This window comes from Catenulispora pinistramenti, assembly GCF_018274385.1.
GTDB lineage: Bacteria > Actinomycetota > Actinomycetes > Streptomycetales > Catenulisporaceae > Catenulispora > Catenulispora pinistramenti.
Genome location: NZ_JAAFYZ010000025.1, coordinates 1 through 15,487, shown reverse-complemented (window position 1 = coordinate 15,487; position 15,487 = coordinate 1). Strand labels below are relative to the sequence as shown.

Annotated in this window: 14 protein-coding genes; 10 read left to right on the top strand and 4 right to left on the bottom strand. The window is 70.2% G+C overall.

Annotation, left to right across the window (positions count from 1 at the left end):
- Window positions 1-111: 111 nt before the first annotated feature.
- Window positions 112-414: a hypothetical protein gene (locus tag KGQ19_RS51805; RefSeq protein WP_307856385.1), complete on the bottom strand. Its 303-nt coding sequence runs from the start codon at window positions 412-414 to the stop codon at window positions 112-114.
- Here KGQ19_RS51805 and KGQ19_RS10260 point away from each other — a divergent pair.
- The 3 genes from KGQ19_RS10260 to KGQ19_RS10250 all read left to right on the top strand — a co-directional run bounded on the left by KGQ19_RS10260 (window position 401) and on the right by KGQ19_RS10250 (window position 4,373).
- On the top strand, window positions 401-2,605 hold the full coding sequence (locus tag KGQ19_RS10260) for a RelA/SpoT family protein (RefSeq protein WP_307856384.1): 2,205 nt from the start codon (window positions 401-403) through the stop codon (window positions 2,603-2,605). The two genes, KGQ19_RS51805 and KGQ19_RS10260, sit on opposite strands and share 14 nt — an antisense overlap.
- Window positions 2,606-2,714: 109 nt before the next feature.
- Complete coding sequence (locus KGQ19_RS10255) at window positions 2,715-3,626, top strand: RpnC/YadD family protein (protein WP_212008856.1); 912 nt, start codon at window positions 2,715-2,717, stop codon at window positions 3,624-3,626.
- A gap of 189 nt (window positions 3,627-3,815) precedes the next feature.
- Window positions 3,816-4,373, top strand: a complete 558-nt coding sequence (locus KGQ19_RS10250) for a DUF3592 domain-containing protein (protein ID WP_212008855.1) — start codon at window positions 3,816-3,818, stop codon at window positions 4,371-4,373.
- Between the two features lie 173 nt (window positions 4,374-4,546).
- Here KGQ19_RS10250 and KGQ19_RS10245 read toward each other — a convergent pair whose 3' ends face one another.
- Complete coding sequence (locus KGQ19_RS10245; RefSeq protein WP_212008854.1) at window positions 4,547-5,791, bottom strand: DUF349 domain-containing protein; 1,245 nt, start codon at window positions 5,789-5,791, stop codon at window positions 4,547-4,549.
- A gap of 207 nt (window positions 5,792-5,998) precedes the next feature.
- Window positions 5,999-6,823 (bottom strand): peptidylprolyl isomerase, encoded by an 825-nt coding sequence (locus KGQ19_RS10240; RefSeq protein ID WP_212008853.1) that lies wholly within the window; start codon window positions 6,821-6,823, stop codon window positions 5,999-6,001.
- Between the two features lie 283 nt (window positions 6,824-7,106).
- Here KGQ19_RS10240 and KGQ19_RS10235 point away from each other — a divergent pair, with 283 nt between their 5' ends.
- The 5 genes from KGQ19_RS10235 to KGQ19_RS10215 all read left to right on the top strand — a co-directional run bounded on the left by KGQ19_RS10235 (window position 7,107) and on the right by KGQ19_RS10215 (window position 12,273).
- Window positions 7,107-7,802, top strand: a complete 696-nt coding sequence (locus KGQ19_RS10235) for an MBL fold metallo-hydrolase (protein ID WP_212008852.1) — start codon at window positions 7,107-7,109, stop codon at window positions 7,800-7,802.
- A 17-nt stretch (window positions 7,803-7,819) separates the two neighbouring features.
- Window positions 7,820-9,082, top strand: coding sequence for a histidine--tRNA ligase (gene hisS, locus KGQ19_RS10230; RefSeq protein WP_212008851.1), 1,263 nt, complete (start codon window positions 7,820-7,822; stop codon window positions 9,080-9,082).
- The gene (gene aspS / locus KGQ19_RS10225) at window positions 9,079-10,923 is read left to right on the top strand and encodes an aspartate--tRNA ligase (protein ID WP_368862083.1); all 1,845 of its coding nucleotides are present in this window, start codon (window positions 9,079-9,081) and stop codon (window positions 10,921-10,923) included. Before hisS ends, aspS begins: the two co-directional genes overlap by 4 nt.
- A 92-nt stretch (window positions 10,924-11,015) precedes the next feature.
- On the top strand, window positions 11,016-11,774 hold the full coding sequence (locus tag KGQ19_RS10220; RefSeq protein WP_212008850.1) for a hypothetical protein: 759 nt from the start codon (window positions 11,016-11,018) through the stop codon (window positions 11,772-11,774).
- A gap of 28 nt (window positions 11,775-11,802) precedes the next feature.
- Window positions 11,803-12,273 (top strand): pyridoxamine 5'-phosphate oxidase family protein, encoded by a 471-nt coding sequence (locus KGQ19_RS10215; protein ID WP_212008849.1) that lies wholly within the window; start codon window positions 11,803-11,805, stop codon window positions 12,271-12,273.
- A gap of 104 nt (window positions 12,274-12,377) precedes the next feature.
- On the opposite strand, the gene yczE is transcribed toward KGQ19_RS10215, so the two are convergent.
- On the bottom strand, window positions 12,378-13,205 hold the full coding sequence (gene yczE, locus KGQ19_RS10210) for a membrane protein YczE (protein WP_212008848.1): 828 nt from the start codon (window positions 13,203-13,205) through the stop codon (window positions 12,378-12,380).
- 140 nt (window positions 13,206-13,345) lie between these two features.
- Between yczE and yczR the strand changes: the two genes are divergently transcribed.
- Entirely contained in the window at window positions 13,346-14,866 is a 1,521-nt protein-coding gene (gene yczR, locus KGQ19_RS10205; protein ID WP_212008847.1) for a MocR-like transcription factor YczR, read from the top strand.
- 25 nt (window positions 14,867-14,891) lie between these two features.
- Window positions 14,892-15,464, top strand: a complete 573-nt coding sequence (locus KGQ19_RS10200; RefSeq protein ID WP_212008846.1) for a GNAT family N-acetyltransferase — start codon at window positions 14,892-14,894, stop codon at window positions 15,462-15,464.
- Window positions 15,465-15,487: the final 23 nt, after the last annotated feature.

Below are 15,487 nucleotides of genomic sequence, written 5' to 3'. Positions count from 1 at the left end.
GACAGGCGCCGCTTCAGCTGCTGCCCCGGCAAGCGCCTCCGCCTCCGCCCCCGCCGCAATAGCGGCCCAGAGCGCCGCTACGCCGCCTCCCGCCAAGTCCCAGCCCCGCTCTCACCCGCACTCGTCGAAGTCGGGCTCGCAGGCTCCCAAGGCCGCCGCCGCCCCGTCTCCGCCGGCTGCCCCGGCGAGTTCCGCTGCCGCGCCCGCACCGGGCTCCTCCTCGGCCGCCCCGGTCCCCGCGCGTCCCGCAGTGCCTCCGGCTCTGCCCTCCGCGCCGCCTGTACCGCTCCCGCCCGGCGTCGCGAAGTCCGGTACCCGGCCGAGTTCCAGCCGCGTCCGGGCCCGCCTGGCGCGTCTGGGCAGTGCGCGCAGCGGTGGGCCGCCGGTGGTGCTGGAGCCGATGTTCAAGATCATCCGGGCCAACCATCCGAAGGCCGACCTGAAGCCCGTCGAGCAGGCGTACGCGGTCGCCGAGCGGCATCATCGCGGGCAGCGGCGCAAGAGCGGCGACCCGTACATCACCCACCCGCTGGCGGTCACCACCATCCTGGCCGAGCTGGGCATGGACGTGCCGACGCTGTGCGCCGGGCTGCTCCACGACACCGTCGAGGACACCGACTACACGCTCGACATGCTGCGCGGTGACTTCGGGGACACCGTCGCGCTGCTGGTGGACGGCGTCACCAAGCTGGACAAGGTGAAGCTGGGCGAGGCCACGCAGGCCGAGACCGTGCGCAAGATGGTCGTGGCCATGGCCCGGGACATCCGGGTGCTGGTGATCAAGCTCGCCGACCGGCTGCACAACATGCGCACCATGCGTTACATGAAGCGGGAGAAGCAGGAGAGCAAGTCCCGCGAGACGCTGGAGATCTACGCCCCGCTGGCGCACCGGCTGGGCATGAACACCATCAAGTGGGAGCTGGAGGACCTGGCCTTCGCCATCCTCTACCCCAAGATGTACGACGAGATCGTGCGCCTGGTCTCCGAGCGCGCCCCCAAGCGCGAGGAGTACCTGAGCCAGGTCATCGACGCGGTGCACACCGACCTGCGCGAGGCGAAGATCCGCGCCACGGTCACCGGGCGGCCGAAGCACTACTACTCGGTCTACCAGAAGATGATCGTGCGCGGCCGCGACTTCGCCGACATCTACGACCTGGTCGGCATCCGGGTCCTGGTGGACTCGGTGCGCGACTGCTACGCGGCGCTCGGCGCCGTCCACGCGCGGTGGAACCCGGTCCCCGGCCGGTTCAAGGACTACATCGCGATGCCGAAGTTCAACATGTACCAGTCCCTGCACACCACGGTGATCGGCCCCGGCGGCAAGGCCGTGGAGCTGCAGATCCGGACCTTCGCGATGCACCGGCGCGCGGAGTACGGTGTCGCGGCGCACTGGAAGTACAAGGAGGACGCGGTCGAGGGCGTCCGCAAGCCCACCAACGGCGCCGGGACCGCGAACCCCGGCGGCGACATGGCGTGGCTGCGGCAGCTGCTGGACTGGCAGAAGGAGACCGCGGACCCGAACGAGTTCCTGGACGCGCTGCGCTTCGACCTGTCCACCGCCGAGGTCTACGTCTTCACGCCCAAGGGCATGGTGATGGCGCTGCCGTCGGGCTCCACCCCGGTCGACTTCGCCTACGCGGTCCACACCGAGGTCGGGCACCACACCATCGGCGCCCGGGTGAACGGCCGGCTGGTGCCGCTGGACAGCAAGCTGGACAACGGCGACGTGGTGGAGATCTTCACCTCCAAGGCGCCGAACTCCGGGCCGTCCCGGGACTGGCTGGGCTTCGTGGCGTCCCCGCGTGCCCGCAACAAGATCCGCCAGTGGTACACCAAGGAGCGCCGCGAGGAGGCGGTCGAGCAGGGCAAGGACCAGCTCGCCAAGGCCATGCGCAAGCAGGGGCTGCCGTTGCAGCGCCTGATGACCTCCGAGTCGCTGGCCACCGTCGCCCACGACCTGCGGCACGCCGACATCAGCGCCCTGTACGCCGCGATCGGCGAGGGCCACATCTCGGCGCAGCACGTCGTCCACCGCCTGCTGCACCTGCTCGGCGGCGAGGAAGGCGCGACCGAGGACCTGGCCGAGGCCACCGTCCCGGGCAACATCGAGAAGCTCTCCCGGCGCGGCCAGGCCCGGCCCGCCGGCGACCCCGGCGTCCTGGTCAAGGGCACCGACGACATCTGGGTCAAGCTGGCCCGCTGCTGCACCCCGGTCCCCGGCGACGACATCGTCGGCTTCATCACCCGCGCCTCCGGCGTCTCCGTCCACCGCGCGGACTGCACCAACATCGAATCGCTGGCCGCCCAGCCCGAACGGATGGTGGAGGTGTCATGGTCGCCCGGAGGGGCGTCCATGTTTCTAGTCGCGATCCAAGTCGAGGCGCTAGACCGGTCCAGGCTCCTCTCGGACGTCACCCGCGTCCTGTCGGACCAGCACGTCAACATCCTGTCGGCCTCGGTGACCACCAGCCGCGACCGGGTGGCGATCTCGCGCTTCACGTTCGAGATGGCCGACCCGGCGCACCTGGGGGCGGTGTTGAAGGCGGTCAAGGGGGTTGAAGGGGTGTTTGACGTCTATCGGGTGACGAGCGCTAAGCATGCGTGAGGGCTGAGCAGGGGTGGGTGGTGAGCGCACGCAGTTTTGTTCGCACTCTTTAGGGTGATGCGCGGGGGAAAGCCTGAATCGCCACCACGGCTCCCCTACGGTCGCGGACATGGTCAGCTCTTCGCATGAAGCCATGCACCGGATCTTCCATCACGACTCGGAGATGCTCGGGCGGACTTTTCACGCCTTAGGACTGTCGTTACCGACTCCCGACACGGTGTCTGTCATCTCGGGTGACGTGACGGAGATCCGGCCGATGGAACGGCGTATCGACACCCTGCTCCGCTGTGAGACGGCGGAAGGCGAGGCGTACCTGGTGCTTGTCGAATCGCAGCGGGGCGTGGATGAGGACAAGCGGTACACCTGGACCTACTACCTGGCGTACCTGGCGGACAAGTACCGGTTGCCTGTCCTGCTGCTCGTGATCTGCCACGACCGCCGGGTGGCGACCTGGGCGGCGCAGCCCTTCAAGCACGGCGCCGGCGCCTGGGCCGCACTGACGCTGCGTGCGGTTGTAGTGGGCCCGCACAACGTACCGGCGATCCTCGACGAGGAGGCCGCGCGTGACTACGTCCCGCTAGCGGTGCTTTCTGCGCTGACTCACGCGAAAGACGCCGATATCGGTGCGATACTGAAAACGCTGGCCTCGGCACTGAAGGCGATGGATGACCCCGAAGAGGCCTACGACCTGGCCGAGCTGACGGGCATCGGCTTGGGGGACACCCCGGCCGACGAGATTTGGAGGCAGATGATGGCGCTGGATACTTCGTTCTACCGCTCGTCTTTCTCGCGGCAGCTTCGTGCCGAGGGGCGTGCCGAGGGCCATGCCGAGGGCCGCGCCGAGGGAGCCGCTGAGGGCCGTGCGGCGAGCTTGCGCCGGGTTCTGGACATACGGGGTATCGCGATCACGGAGGAACATGGTGGCCGGTTGTCTGGCTGCACCGACCTCGACCAGCTCGATGCCTGGCTCGATCGTGCCCTGACCGCGACGAGCGCGTCCGAAGTCTTCGACGTCGGCTGACCTGCGAAGTACGAGACGGCGCCGCCTGCCCTTGCGGGAGCGGCGCCGTTCGTCATTCGGGAGTCAGCCCTCGTAGGCCATGTCCGTGGAGCCGATCCCTCAGGGGAGGCGATTCGGGCTATCGCAACGTTTTGGGCTATCGCACGATTCGGGCTACTACCGGGACGCTGTGATCGCTAGGGTGTGCGGGTGCGGAGTCGAGTCCCGGCGCGGGTGACGTTGTCCCCGGCGCGCAAGGGGTTGATCGCGGTGGGGGCCGCGTACCTGGTGACGTTGGTCGGGTTGCTGGGCTTCGAGGAGTGGGACCGGGCCGCGCGGTGGGTGGTGGCCGCCGGGTTCGGGGTGCTGGCGGCGGGGTTGCCGTGGATGTTGCTGGCGTTGTGCGTGGATTACATCGCGGATCCGGTCGCGTGGCGGCGTACGGTCGTGGTCGAGGGCTTTGTGACCAGCGAGGGGTACACGGTGCCGCCGCATCCCGGGGATCAGAGCTATGTCTTGCACCGGGTCTACGAGTTCAGGACGCTGCGGGGTGAGACGCGTCGGGCCGGTAGCCGTGCCACGTTTCCGGAGACGGCGGAGGGCCGGATACGGCTGCGTTACGACCCGCGGCGGCCGAGCCGGATATGGCCGGCCCGGGTCGCTCCGCGTACGGCGGCTGCCGGGTTGGTCATCGCGGTGCTGATGTTGACGGCGGCCGTGTTCGCGTTGGCGGGTGCCATCGGGTTCGGCATGTCGACCTGGAACTGAAAGCTCCGAGGCGGATGTTGGGCCGATGTAGGGCTAAGAGCTCCTGGGCCGCATCGCGCCGGGGAAGACAAAAGAGTTCGGGCGCTCTCCCAGGGAAAGCGCCCGAACCTCAAACCCGGTGAACTTAGCTCAGCCCCAGCCCTACCGCCGAACCGTACCAGAGGCCGACAACCTCACCGCGTGAACTCCGCCAGTGCCTTCTCAGCCTCGGCCAGCCACTCCTGCCGTGCCGCGATCGAAGCCTCGGCGTCCGCGGCCTTCTTCTCCTGCCCGGCGGCCCGTGCCTTGTCGGCCTGTACCCGCAGCTTGTCCAGGGCGGTGCGCAGCTGCTCGACCGTGGCCTCGGCGCGGGCCCGCTTCTCGGGGTCCTTGCGGGACAGTTCGGAGGCCTCGGCGTCGGCGATGGCGCGGTCGACGGTGTGCAGGCGGCCCTCGATGCGCTGGCGGGAGTCGCGCGGGACCGGGCCGATGGCCTCCCAGCGCTCGTTCAGGGAGCGCAGTGCCACGCGGGCGGCGCGGTGGTCGGTGATCGGGAGCAGAGCCTCGGCCTCGACCACCAGGACTTCCTTGGCGGCCAGGTTCTCGCGCTCGGCGCCGTTGCGTTCGTCCAGGATCGCGTTGCGGGCGGCGAAGAAGGTGTCCTGGGCGGCCTTGAAGCGCTTCCACAGGTCGTCCTCGACGTCGCGCTGGGCGCGGCCGGCGGTCTTCCACTCGCTCATCAGGTCGCGGAAGCGGCCGGCGGTGGGGTTCCAGTCGGTGGAGTCCTGCAGGGCCTCGGCCTCGGCGATCAGCTGCTCCTTGTGGGAGCGGATCTCCACGCGCTGGGCGTCCAGTTCGGCGAAGTGCTGCTTGCGGCGCTTGGCGAAGGCCGAGCGGGCCTGGGACAGCCGGTGCCACAGCTCGTCGTCGGTCTTGCGGTCCAGGCGCGGAGCGGCCTTCCACTCGTCCAGCAGGACCTTCATGCGGTCCCCGGCCACGCGCCACTCGGTGGACACCGCCAGCCGCTCGGCCTCCTCGGCCAGTTCCTGCTTGGCCGCGCGGGCCCCGGCCTGCTGCTGCTCGCGGGCCGCGCGGTGCTCGGCCCGGCGCTGCTCGGCCAGCTCCACCAGGCCGTCCAGCCGGGCCAGCAGGCCGTCCAGGTCGCCGACCGCGTTGGCGCCGGAGATGGACTCGCGCAGCTTGCCGATCTTCTCCAGGGCGTCCTTCGGGGACGGTGCGGAGGGCCCCGTCTGCTTCAGGCGGTTGGCGATCAGGTCGACCTCGACCTTCAGGCCGTCGAACTTGCGCTGGTAGTACGCCAGCGCCTCGTCCGGGGAACCGGCCGCCCACGAGCCGACCTGCCGCTCGCCGTCGGCGGTTCGGACGTAGACGGTGCCGTCCTCGGCGACCCGGCCCCAAGCCTCGGTTGCCTCGCCCACGATGAGCCTCCAAGTTCTGCTGGACCGGGGTATCTGCGGACCGGTCCGCCACATACACCTGCACGGATCCGGGTCCCGGTCATCCAGTGGGACACAATAGCGCGGACCGTCCCAGTGAGGGGACGGCCCGCGTCACGTTCCGGAATCGAACCGCTGTTCCTCGAACGCCGCCCGAGCTGTGCCAGGTGCACAGGTCCCGGTCGCCGTTTACTTGACGGTCACGCTCTTGATGGTCACCGGCTGCTTCGGCTTGCCGTCGCCCTGGCCGTTGGAGTCGTCCTCGCCCTTGGCGGCGATCGCCGTGACCACGTCCATGCCGGAGGTCACCTTGCCCCAGGGCGTGTAGCTCGGGGGCAGCGGGGAGTCCTTGTAGACGATGAAGAACTGGCTGCCGTTGGTGCCCGGGCCGCCGTTCGCCATGGCGATGGTGCCGGCCGGGTACGTCGCCCCGGTCAGGTTCTCGTCCTGGAACTGGTAGCCGGGGCCGCCGTCGCCCTTGCCGGTCGGGTCGCCGCACTGCAGCACGTAGATGCTCTGGGTGACCAGCCGGTGGCAGGGGGTGTTGTCGAAGTAGCCCTTGCCGGACAGGTACTTGAACGAGTACGTGGTGTACGGCGCCTTCGTGGTCAGCGCGTCGAAGGTGAGGTCGCCGGAGTTGAAGTGGATCGTCGCGGTGTACGGCTTGGCCGCGTCGGCCGCGTTGTAGGTCGGCACGCCGACGTCCTTGGACGCGCTGCCGGTCTTCTGGTAGCCGATCTGCTCCGGGCTGGAGCTGGTCGGCGCCGGGGTGGTGGGCGCCGACGAGGTGTCCGACGGCGACGAGGTCGGCGAGGAGCTCGCCGTCTTGTCGGTCTTGTTGCCGCCGCTGGTCGCGAACGCGACGCCGACCCCTATGCCGATCACCGCCACCGCGGCCACCGCGGCCGTGATCTTGTTGCGCTTCTTGGCGGCCGCCTGCTGCTGGGCCAAGCGGGCCTGGACGCGCTCGTAACGGGCGCGTTCCAGCTCTCGCTGACGGTCCTTGCTGGTCACCGATTCGCCTCCGGATAGTGGGCCGGACGCTGCCGGCCGAGGTCGTGTCGAGTGTCTCGAGTGTCTTGGATGTCGTTAGTCGTCGTGCGGTGTCTCTTCGGAATGTGTCCGTGGCCGACACTGAAAGATCTTGAACGTGTCTGGCTTCAGCGGCACAGTGTACGGTGCGTTCCCTAGAAATCACCTGTGAGCTTCCAATGAGTTCGCAAAGGGACCGGCGCCCCCGGTAGCCTGCGTAGGGAAATCTCCAAACCGCATCGACCGAACAAAGTGTGGGGCGCGCGTGCTTGTCGCCGGATTCCCAGCCGGAAGCCTGGGTGCGAACTGCTATCTCGTGGCGCCCGGCGCCGGGGAACAGTGCGTGATCATCGATCCCGGCGAGGCCGCCGCGGCGGGGGTCGAGGAAGTCGTCCGGGAGCACAGGCTGCAGCCGGTCGCGGTCCTGCTGACGCACGGCCACGTCGACCACACCATGAGCGTCGTCCCGGTCTGCGGCGACTACGGTGTCCCGGCCTACATCCACCCCGGCGACCGCGGCATGCTCACCGACCCGCAGAAGTGGCTGGGCATCGCCCCGGGCACGCCGGTCTTCGGGCAGGCGAAGTTCGTCGAGCCGGACGACGTCAAGGAACTCACCGACGGCGTCGTGCTGAGCCTGGCCGGTCTGGAGATCACCGTTGACCACACCCCGGGCCATACCAAGGGCTCAGTGACGTTCCGGACTCCCGAGCAACAGGACATCCCGCAGGTGCTCTTCACCGGGGACCTCCTGTTCGCCGGAGCAGTCGGCCGCTGGGACCTGCCCGGCGGTGACCGCGAAGAGTTGCTGGCGTCACTGGCCCGCGTCTGCCTGCCGCTGTCGGACGAGACCGTCGTCCTGTCCGGCCACGGCCCCCAGACCACGATCGGCCGCGAGCGCGCCACGAACCCGTTCTTGACGGAAGCCGCGCCGCTGTCGGTGAAACCCCGCGGTATGTAGGGACATCCACGAACATCATGAGCACCTTCAAGAACGCGCCGGGCACCTTCGACATCCTCCCGCCCGACTCGGCGGCCTACCTCGCGGTGCGCGAGGCCATGGCCGCGCCGCTGCGCGCGGCCGGCTACGGCTACGTCGAGACCCCGGCCTTCGAACTGACCGCCATGTTCAAGCGCGGCGTCGGCGAGAGCACGGACATCGTCACCAAGGAGATGTACTCCTTCACCACCCGCGGCGGCGACGACATCACGCTGCGCCCCGAGGGCACGGCCTCGGTGCTGCGCGCCGCCCTGCAGGCGAACCTGATCCGCGGCAGCCTGCCGGTGAAGCTCTGGTACTCCGGCTCCTTCTACCGCTACGAGAAGCAGCAGCGCGGCCGCTACCGTCACTTCTCCCAGGTCGGCGCCGAGGCGCTGGGCGCGGAGGATCCGGCCCTGGACGCCGAGCTGCTGATCATCGGCGACGACATCTACCGGGGCCTGGGCCTCACCGAGTACACGCTCCTGCTGAACTCCCTCGGCGACCAGAAGTGCCGTCCGGCCTACCGGGAGAAGCTTCAGGAGTTCCTGCGCGGCCTGGACCTGGACGAGGAGACCCGCAAGCGCGCGGAGATCAACCCGCTGCGGGTGCTGGACGACAAGCGCGAGGCGGTGCAGAAGCAGCTCACCGGCGTCCCGCTGATCAGCGACAACCTCTGCGAGGAGTGCAAGGTCTACCACGAGGAGGTCCGGCGCCTGCTCACCGCGGCCGGCGTGGCCTTCGTCGACGACCCCAAGCTGGTCCGCGGCCTGGACTACTACACCCGCACCACCTTCGAGTTCGTGCACAGCGGCATCACCGGCTCGCCGACCGCGATCGGCGCCGGCGGCCGCTACGACGGGCTGTCCGAGGACCTGGGCGGCCCGAACCTGCCGAGCGTCGGCTGGGCGCTGGGCGTGGACCGCACCATCCTCGCCGTGCAGGCCGAGGGCCGGGAACTGCCGGGCGCCGAGCAGCTGGCGGTGTTCGCGGTGCCGCTGGGCGACGCGGCCCGTGAGCGGTTGTTCGAGCTGGTCACCACGCTGCGCCGGTCCGGGGTCGCCGCCGACTTCGGCTACGGCGGCAAGGGCATGAAGGCCGCGATGAAGGCCGCCGACCGGTCCGGGGCGCGCTACGCGCTGATCCTCGGCGAGCGGGACATCGCAGAGAACGTCATTCAGATCAAGGAACTGGCGACGGGGGAGCAGGAGTCTGCCTCCCTCGACGGCATCCTCACAACGATTCAGGAGAAACTGAAGTGATCCGCACCCATGAAGCGGGAACGCTTCGTGCGTCCGACGCCGGAACCACCGTCACGCTGGCCGGGTGGGTCGCCCGGCGGCGCGACCACGGGGGCGTCACCTTCCTGGATCTGCGGGACGCGTCCGGTTTCGTGCAGGTGGTGGTCCGCGAGAGCGAGTCCGTGCACGACCTGCGCAACGAGTACTGCGTGGTGGCCACCGGCGAGGTGCGCGAGCGCCCCGGCGGCAACGAGAACCCGGACCTGCCCACCGGCGCGATCGAGGTCGTGGTGGACACCGTCGAGGTGCTGTCCCCGGCCGCGCCGCTGCCGTTCCCGATCGAGGAGCACAAGAGCTCGAACATCAACGAGGAGATGCGGCTGAAGTACCGCTACCTCGACATCCGGCGCGAGCCGATGGCCCGGGCCCTGCGGATGCGCTCCAAGGCCACCAAGGTCATCCGGGACGTCATGGAGGAGCACGGCTTCCTCGACGTCGAGACCCCGACGCTGACCCGTTCCACCCCCGAGGGCGCGCGCGACTTCCTGGTCCCGGTGCGCCTGCAGCCGGGCACCTGGTACGCGCTGCCGCAGTCCCCGCAGCTGTTCAAGCAGCTGCTGATGGTCGCCGGCCTGGAGCGCTACTACCAGATCGCGCGCTGCTACCGGGACGAGGACTTCCGGGCCGACCGGCAGCCGGAGTTCACGCAGCTGGACGTCGAGGCCTCGTTCGTCGACCAGGAGGACATCCTGAAGGTCGGCGAGGCGATCGTGGCCGCGGTGTGGAAGGAGACGCTGGGCGTCGAGATCCCGCTGCCGCTGCCGCGCATGAAGTACCACGAGGCGATGGACCGCTACGGCTCGGACAAGCCGGACCTGCGCTTCGGCCAGGAGCTCACCGAGCTGACCGAGTACTTCGCCGGTACCGAGTTCCGGGTGTTCCAGGCCCCCTACGTCGGCGCCGTGGTGATGCCCGGCGGCGCGGCCCAGACCCGCAAGGAGCTGGACGCCTGGCAGGACTGGGCCAAGGCGCGCGGCGCCCGCGGCCTGGCCTATGTGGTCATCGACGCCGAGACCGGCGAGCTGCGCGGCCCGGTGGCCAAGAACCTTTCTGAGGCGCACCTGTCCGGGCTCGCCGACAAGGTCGGGGCCAAGCCCGGCGACGCGGTCTTCTTCGCGGCCGGCAAGCGGGCCGCCTCGCAGGAACTGCTCGGCGCGGCCCGGCTGGAGATCGGCAAGCGCGGCGAGCTGATCGAGGAGAGCGCGTGGAAGTTCCTGTGGGTGGTGGACTTCCCGATGTTCGAGCCGATCGAGGACGCGGCCGGCGAGCAGACCGGCTGGCACGCGGTGCACCACCCGTTCACCGCGCCGACCGCCGAGAGCCTGGACACCTTCGACAAGGACCCCGGCTCGGCCCTGTCCAATGCCTACGACATCGTCCTCAACGGTACTGAGCTGGGCGGCGGGTCGATCCGTATCCACCGCAAGGACGTGCAGGAGCGGGCCTTCACCGCGATCGGGCTCTCCCAGCAGGAGGCGCAGTCGCAGTTCGGCTTCCTGCTGGAGGCCTTCAACTACGGTCCGCCGCCGCACGGCGGGATCGCGTTCGGCCTGGACCGCCTGGTCGCGCTGCTGACCGGTGCGGACACCATCCGCGACGTGATGGCGTTCCCGAAGACCGCCACCGGCGGCGACCCGCTGACCGGCGCACCGACGCCGATCACGGCGGCGCAGCGCAAGGAGGCCGGAGTGGACGCGGTCTTCGAGCCCAAGGGCGGCCAGGACAAGAACAGCCAGGACAAGAACGCCCAGGACAAGGGCGGCAAGGACGCGGCGGCCAAGGACGGCGCCGCGCGGGCCTGATGCCAAGCGCTTGAGAAGCGAGCCAGGGCGGGCCGGGAGCGATCCCGGCCCGCCCTTGTCCTGTGTCGGCGAGCTTTGATTGACTTGCGTTCATGGCTGCTGTGACCGGAGTTCTGGCCGATTACGCACGCGGGGAGGCGTCGGAGAGCGACGTGGTGCGCGCACTGCTCGCCCACGACGGCTGGTACGCCCCGATGCTGTGGCTCAGTGAGGTGTTCCCGGACCGCAAGGTCTACGACAGCATGATCCCGACACCGGCCCTCGGCCAGGCGCCGGCTCCCGGACAGCTGTGGGTGTTCACCGATGCCGAGCAGGTGGCCGCCGCGATCGAGGCCGGTTCGGCGTTCGCCGCGGCCGGCGGCCCGGTGCGGGGCGTGGAGCTGTTCGGCGCGCTCGGCCACGCCGTGTCGCAGATCCAGGTGAACCCGGCCGGGCTGGCCGAGCACGGCTGGTCGGTCGGGATCGACGACGCCGTGCTGGACTTCCTCGCGCGCTGGATCGGCGCGCTGGAGGTCGAGACGGCGCTGAATGAGAGCGCTGACGACCTCGGCGAGCGGCTGGCCGGCTTCCAGCACTACGTGGTCCCGGTAGACGACACCGGACGGCCCCGCGTCGTCGCCCTGCTGAAGCCGCCGGGCAACTACGTCATGGCGTTCACCGCGCCCGACCTCTACGCGGCGCACCAGAAGCGTGATCCCGGTGTCACCGGGGCCGCGGACATGCCCGCCGCGATGTTGTTCGAGCTGGCCGATTACGACGGCGTGGACGGGGTGGTGCTGGATATGAAGGAGTCTGACTCCTTCATCCTGCCGCAGGATCTGTGCAGCGCCGTCCTGAAGCTGATCGCGTAGTCGCCGATCGCGTGGCTATCGTGAATTCATGAACGATCCCGCTCGCGCGCACATCCTTCCGGAGCCCGCCACCGAATACGGCCGGACCATCCGCCGGCGCCTGGCCGAGGAGGAGATCATCTGGCTGGTCACCGTCAATTCCTCCGGTGTTCCGCAGCCGAACCCGGTGTGGTTCCTGTGGACCCCGGACGAGGACGACGAGTGGGGTGACGGCAGCTTCCTGATCTACCACATGGACACCGCGGCCCGGCTGCGCTCGCTCAAGGCGCGGCCGACCGTGGCGCTGCACTTCGACGGCGGTGCGCACGACTTGGAGGTGTCGGTCTTCACCGGCGACGTGGAGATGCTGGACGGCTACCCGACGGCCGGCGAGATGCCGGAGTTCGAGGCGAAGTACCGGGCCCGCGCCGCCGCCGAGTTCAAGAGCACGGTCGGCGAAGTGATGGCCAAGTACTCAGTCGCCACGCGGATCAGGCCGAGCAAGGTGCGCGGCGGCTGATCGGCGCCGGTGCCGAACGACCGGAGCACGTCCCCCAAGGCCCCACCGAGGAAGACGTGCTCCGGAGTCTGAAACGGCCGCGGGTCGCGGCCGATCGCCGACGGCTAGCAGTTCTCTGACGCGAAGTGTCCGGCCGCCACCCGGCGGGGCTTCTCGGCCTTCGGCGCGCGCGGTGCGGCACCGTCCTTCGGCTTGATCGCCAGCAGCGGGATGAACCGGTGCGCCAGCGGCCCGATCAGCAGCGCGTAGGCCGCCGTCCCGATGCCGACCGTGCCGCCCAGGAGCCAGCCCACGGCCAGGACCGCGACCTCCATCGAGGTGCGGACCACCCGGATCGAGCGGCCGCGGGTCGCGTAGCCGGTCATCACGCCGTCGCGCGGGCCGGGGCCCATGCCGGCCCCGATGTAGGCGCCGGTCGCCACGCCGTTCAGGACGATGCCGCCGACCATCTCGCCCCAGCGCAGCCACCACACGTGCGGGGTCGGCGTCCAGGCCATCGCGGCGTCCATCGCCAGGCCGACCACGACCACGTTGCACAGCGTGCCGAAGCCCGGCTTCTGCCGGATCGGGATCCACAGCAGCATGACGGCCACGCCGACCAGGATCACCGTCGTGCCGACCGGCAGGCCGATGTGCTTGGCCAGGCCCTGGTGGAACACGTCCCACGGGTTGGCGCCGAGCCCGGACATCAGGATCATGCCGTCGCTGAGGCCGTAGAGCAGCAGCCCGAGCTGGAGCTGGACCATGCGGTGCGCGCGGCGGTCACGGGGGATCAGGGCCGAGAACCAGGCCAATGCGGCCCGCACGAGCTCCCCGACCGGCAGGGGTGCGGCGATCCGCTGCTCGTGCCGGCCGAGCATGGCGCGCTCGGCGCGGTCGCCCGCCACGGGAGCGGCGGTGGAGCGGCGGTCCGCTGGTGCCGTGCTGGTCATGCTGGCCTCCTGGGTCGGTCCGGGCCGGAGTCGGCGCTGAATCGGTCGGAAATGGTCTGCGGGATTGCCCTCGCGGGCCACTTCCATCAGGATGAGGGTCAAGTGGCCTGAAGCTGTAGGGCCAATCTAGGGAGGGTGGCATGGCTGCTCCGTTGGACCTCGTGACCACCGACCGCTCGGTGGGCAGCACTCGCCTGGCGCGGCTGATCCGGGAGGTCGCGCATCTGGGCGGCGCGCCCGGCCAGGCCGCCGAGCCGGATCGCCGCCCGGCCTACCGCGCGCTCGCGCACACTGTCCGGGGCCTGATCCTGGACGGCCGCATCGCGCTGCGGACCCGGGTGCCGGCCGAACGCGACCTGGCCGCGGCCCTGGGGATGAGCCGGACCACCGTCACAGCCGCCTATGACCTGCTGCGCGAGGACGGCTTTCTGGAGAGCCGGCGCGGTTCCGGTACCTGGACCCTGCTGCCCCCGGGTGCCGGACCGAACGTCTCCGGCGGCTGGCTGCTGCCCAGCCAGCCCGGCAATTCCGACGTCGCCATCGACCTGTCCTGTGCCTCCTTCGGCATGCCCGGCGAGCTGATGGCCGAGGTGTTGGCCGAGTCCGCGCCCACGATCGCGAGTCTGACCTCGAACACCGGCTACTACCACGCCGGCTGGCCGGAACTGCGCGAGCTGATCGCCGAGCGGTATGCCGAGCGCGGCCTGCCGACCACCCCGGACCAGATCGTCATCACCTCCGGCGCGCAGCACGCCAACGTGCTGGCCCTGGGGCTGTTGTGCGGTCCGGGGGACCGGGTCGTGGTGGAGAGCCCGACCTACCCGAACAGCCTGGAGGCCATGCGCCGGGCCCGCCTGCGGCCGGTGCCGGTGCCGATGGGCGAGGACGGCATCGAGTCCGACGTGCTGGTCGCGCAGCTGCGCCAGACGGCGCCGCGGGTGGCCTACCTGATCCCGGACTTCCAGAACCCGACCGGCGCGCTGATGTCGGCCGAGCGCCGGGCCGAGGCGGCGGACGCGGCGCGGGCGGCGGGCACGTGGATCGTCAACGACGAGACGATCTCGGAGATGGCCCTGGACGTCCCGGCTCCGGTGCCGTTCCCGGCCTCGGTCTCGCGCGCGTCGGCCGAGCAGGTGATCAGCGTCGGGTCGATGTCCAAAAGCCACTGGGGCGGCCTGCGCATCGGCTGGATCCGGACCACTCCGCGGATGGCCATCGAGCTGGCCGGGCAGCGGGTGGCGATGGACATGGCGGGCTCGGTGCTGGACCAGATCCTGGCCGCCGCGCTGTTGCGGCGCGGCTGGGGGATCGTCGAGCAGCGGCGCGAGCAGCTGCGGCGGCGGCGGGCCGCGCTGGAGGCGGCGCTGGCCGCGGAGCTGCCGGGGTGGTCGTGGCGCCGCCCGCCCGGCGGGCTGTCGCTGTGGGTGGACCTCGGCGAGCCGTCGTCGTCGGAGCTGGCCGGCCGGGCCGCGGCGTTCGGTGTGCGGCTGGTCGGCGGGCCGCAGTTCGGCGTGGACCCCGGGACGTTCGAGCACCGGCTCAGGATCCCCTACACGCAGCCGGAGGAGACGCTGCGCGACGCGGTGCGGCGGTTGGCGGCCGCGTTCCGGTGCGAGGCGGCGCTGCCGCCGGTACCGGAGGAAAACCGGTGGGTGGCCTGAGGCTCCTTCGGCGAAGATCGGGGACGTGGATACCTACGACACGGATACCTATCTGGAGACCGAGCGCCTGTTCCTGCGCCGGTTCACTGCCGACGACGCCGAGCTGCTGATCGAGCTGGACAGCGACCCGGCGGTGATGCGCTATCTGACCGGCGGGAAGCCGACGCCGCCGGAGGAGATCCGGGAGCGGATCCTGCCGCGGATCCTCGCGGGGCTGGAGAAGTGGGACCACAAGCTCGGCCTGTTCGCCGCGCACGAGAAGGAGGGCGGCGCGTTCATCGGCTGGTTCATCCTGCGGCCGAAGGCCGAGGGGCCGCTGGACGAGGTCGAGCTCGGGTACCGGCTACGACAGGCGGCGTGGGGGAAGGGGTACGCGACCGAGGGCTCGCAGGCGCTGCTGCGCAAGGCGTTCACCGAGCTCGGGGTGCGGATGGTGTGGGCCGAGACGATGTTCGTGAACCGCGGGTCGCGCAACGTCATGGAGAAGCTGGGGATGACGCATGCGGGCACGTTCTTCCCCGAGCTGGAGCCGATCGAGGGCTCCGAGCACGGGGAAGTTCGCTACGAGCTGACCGCTCAGGAATGGGCGAAGCGGTAGGGCGGCGAGGTGCGGGCGGGCGG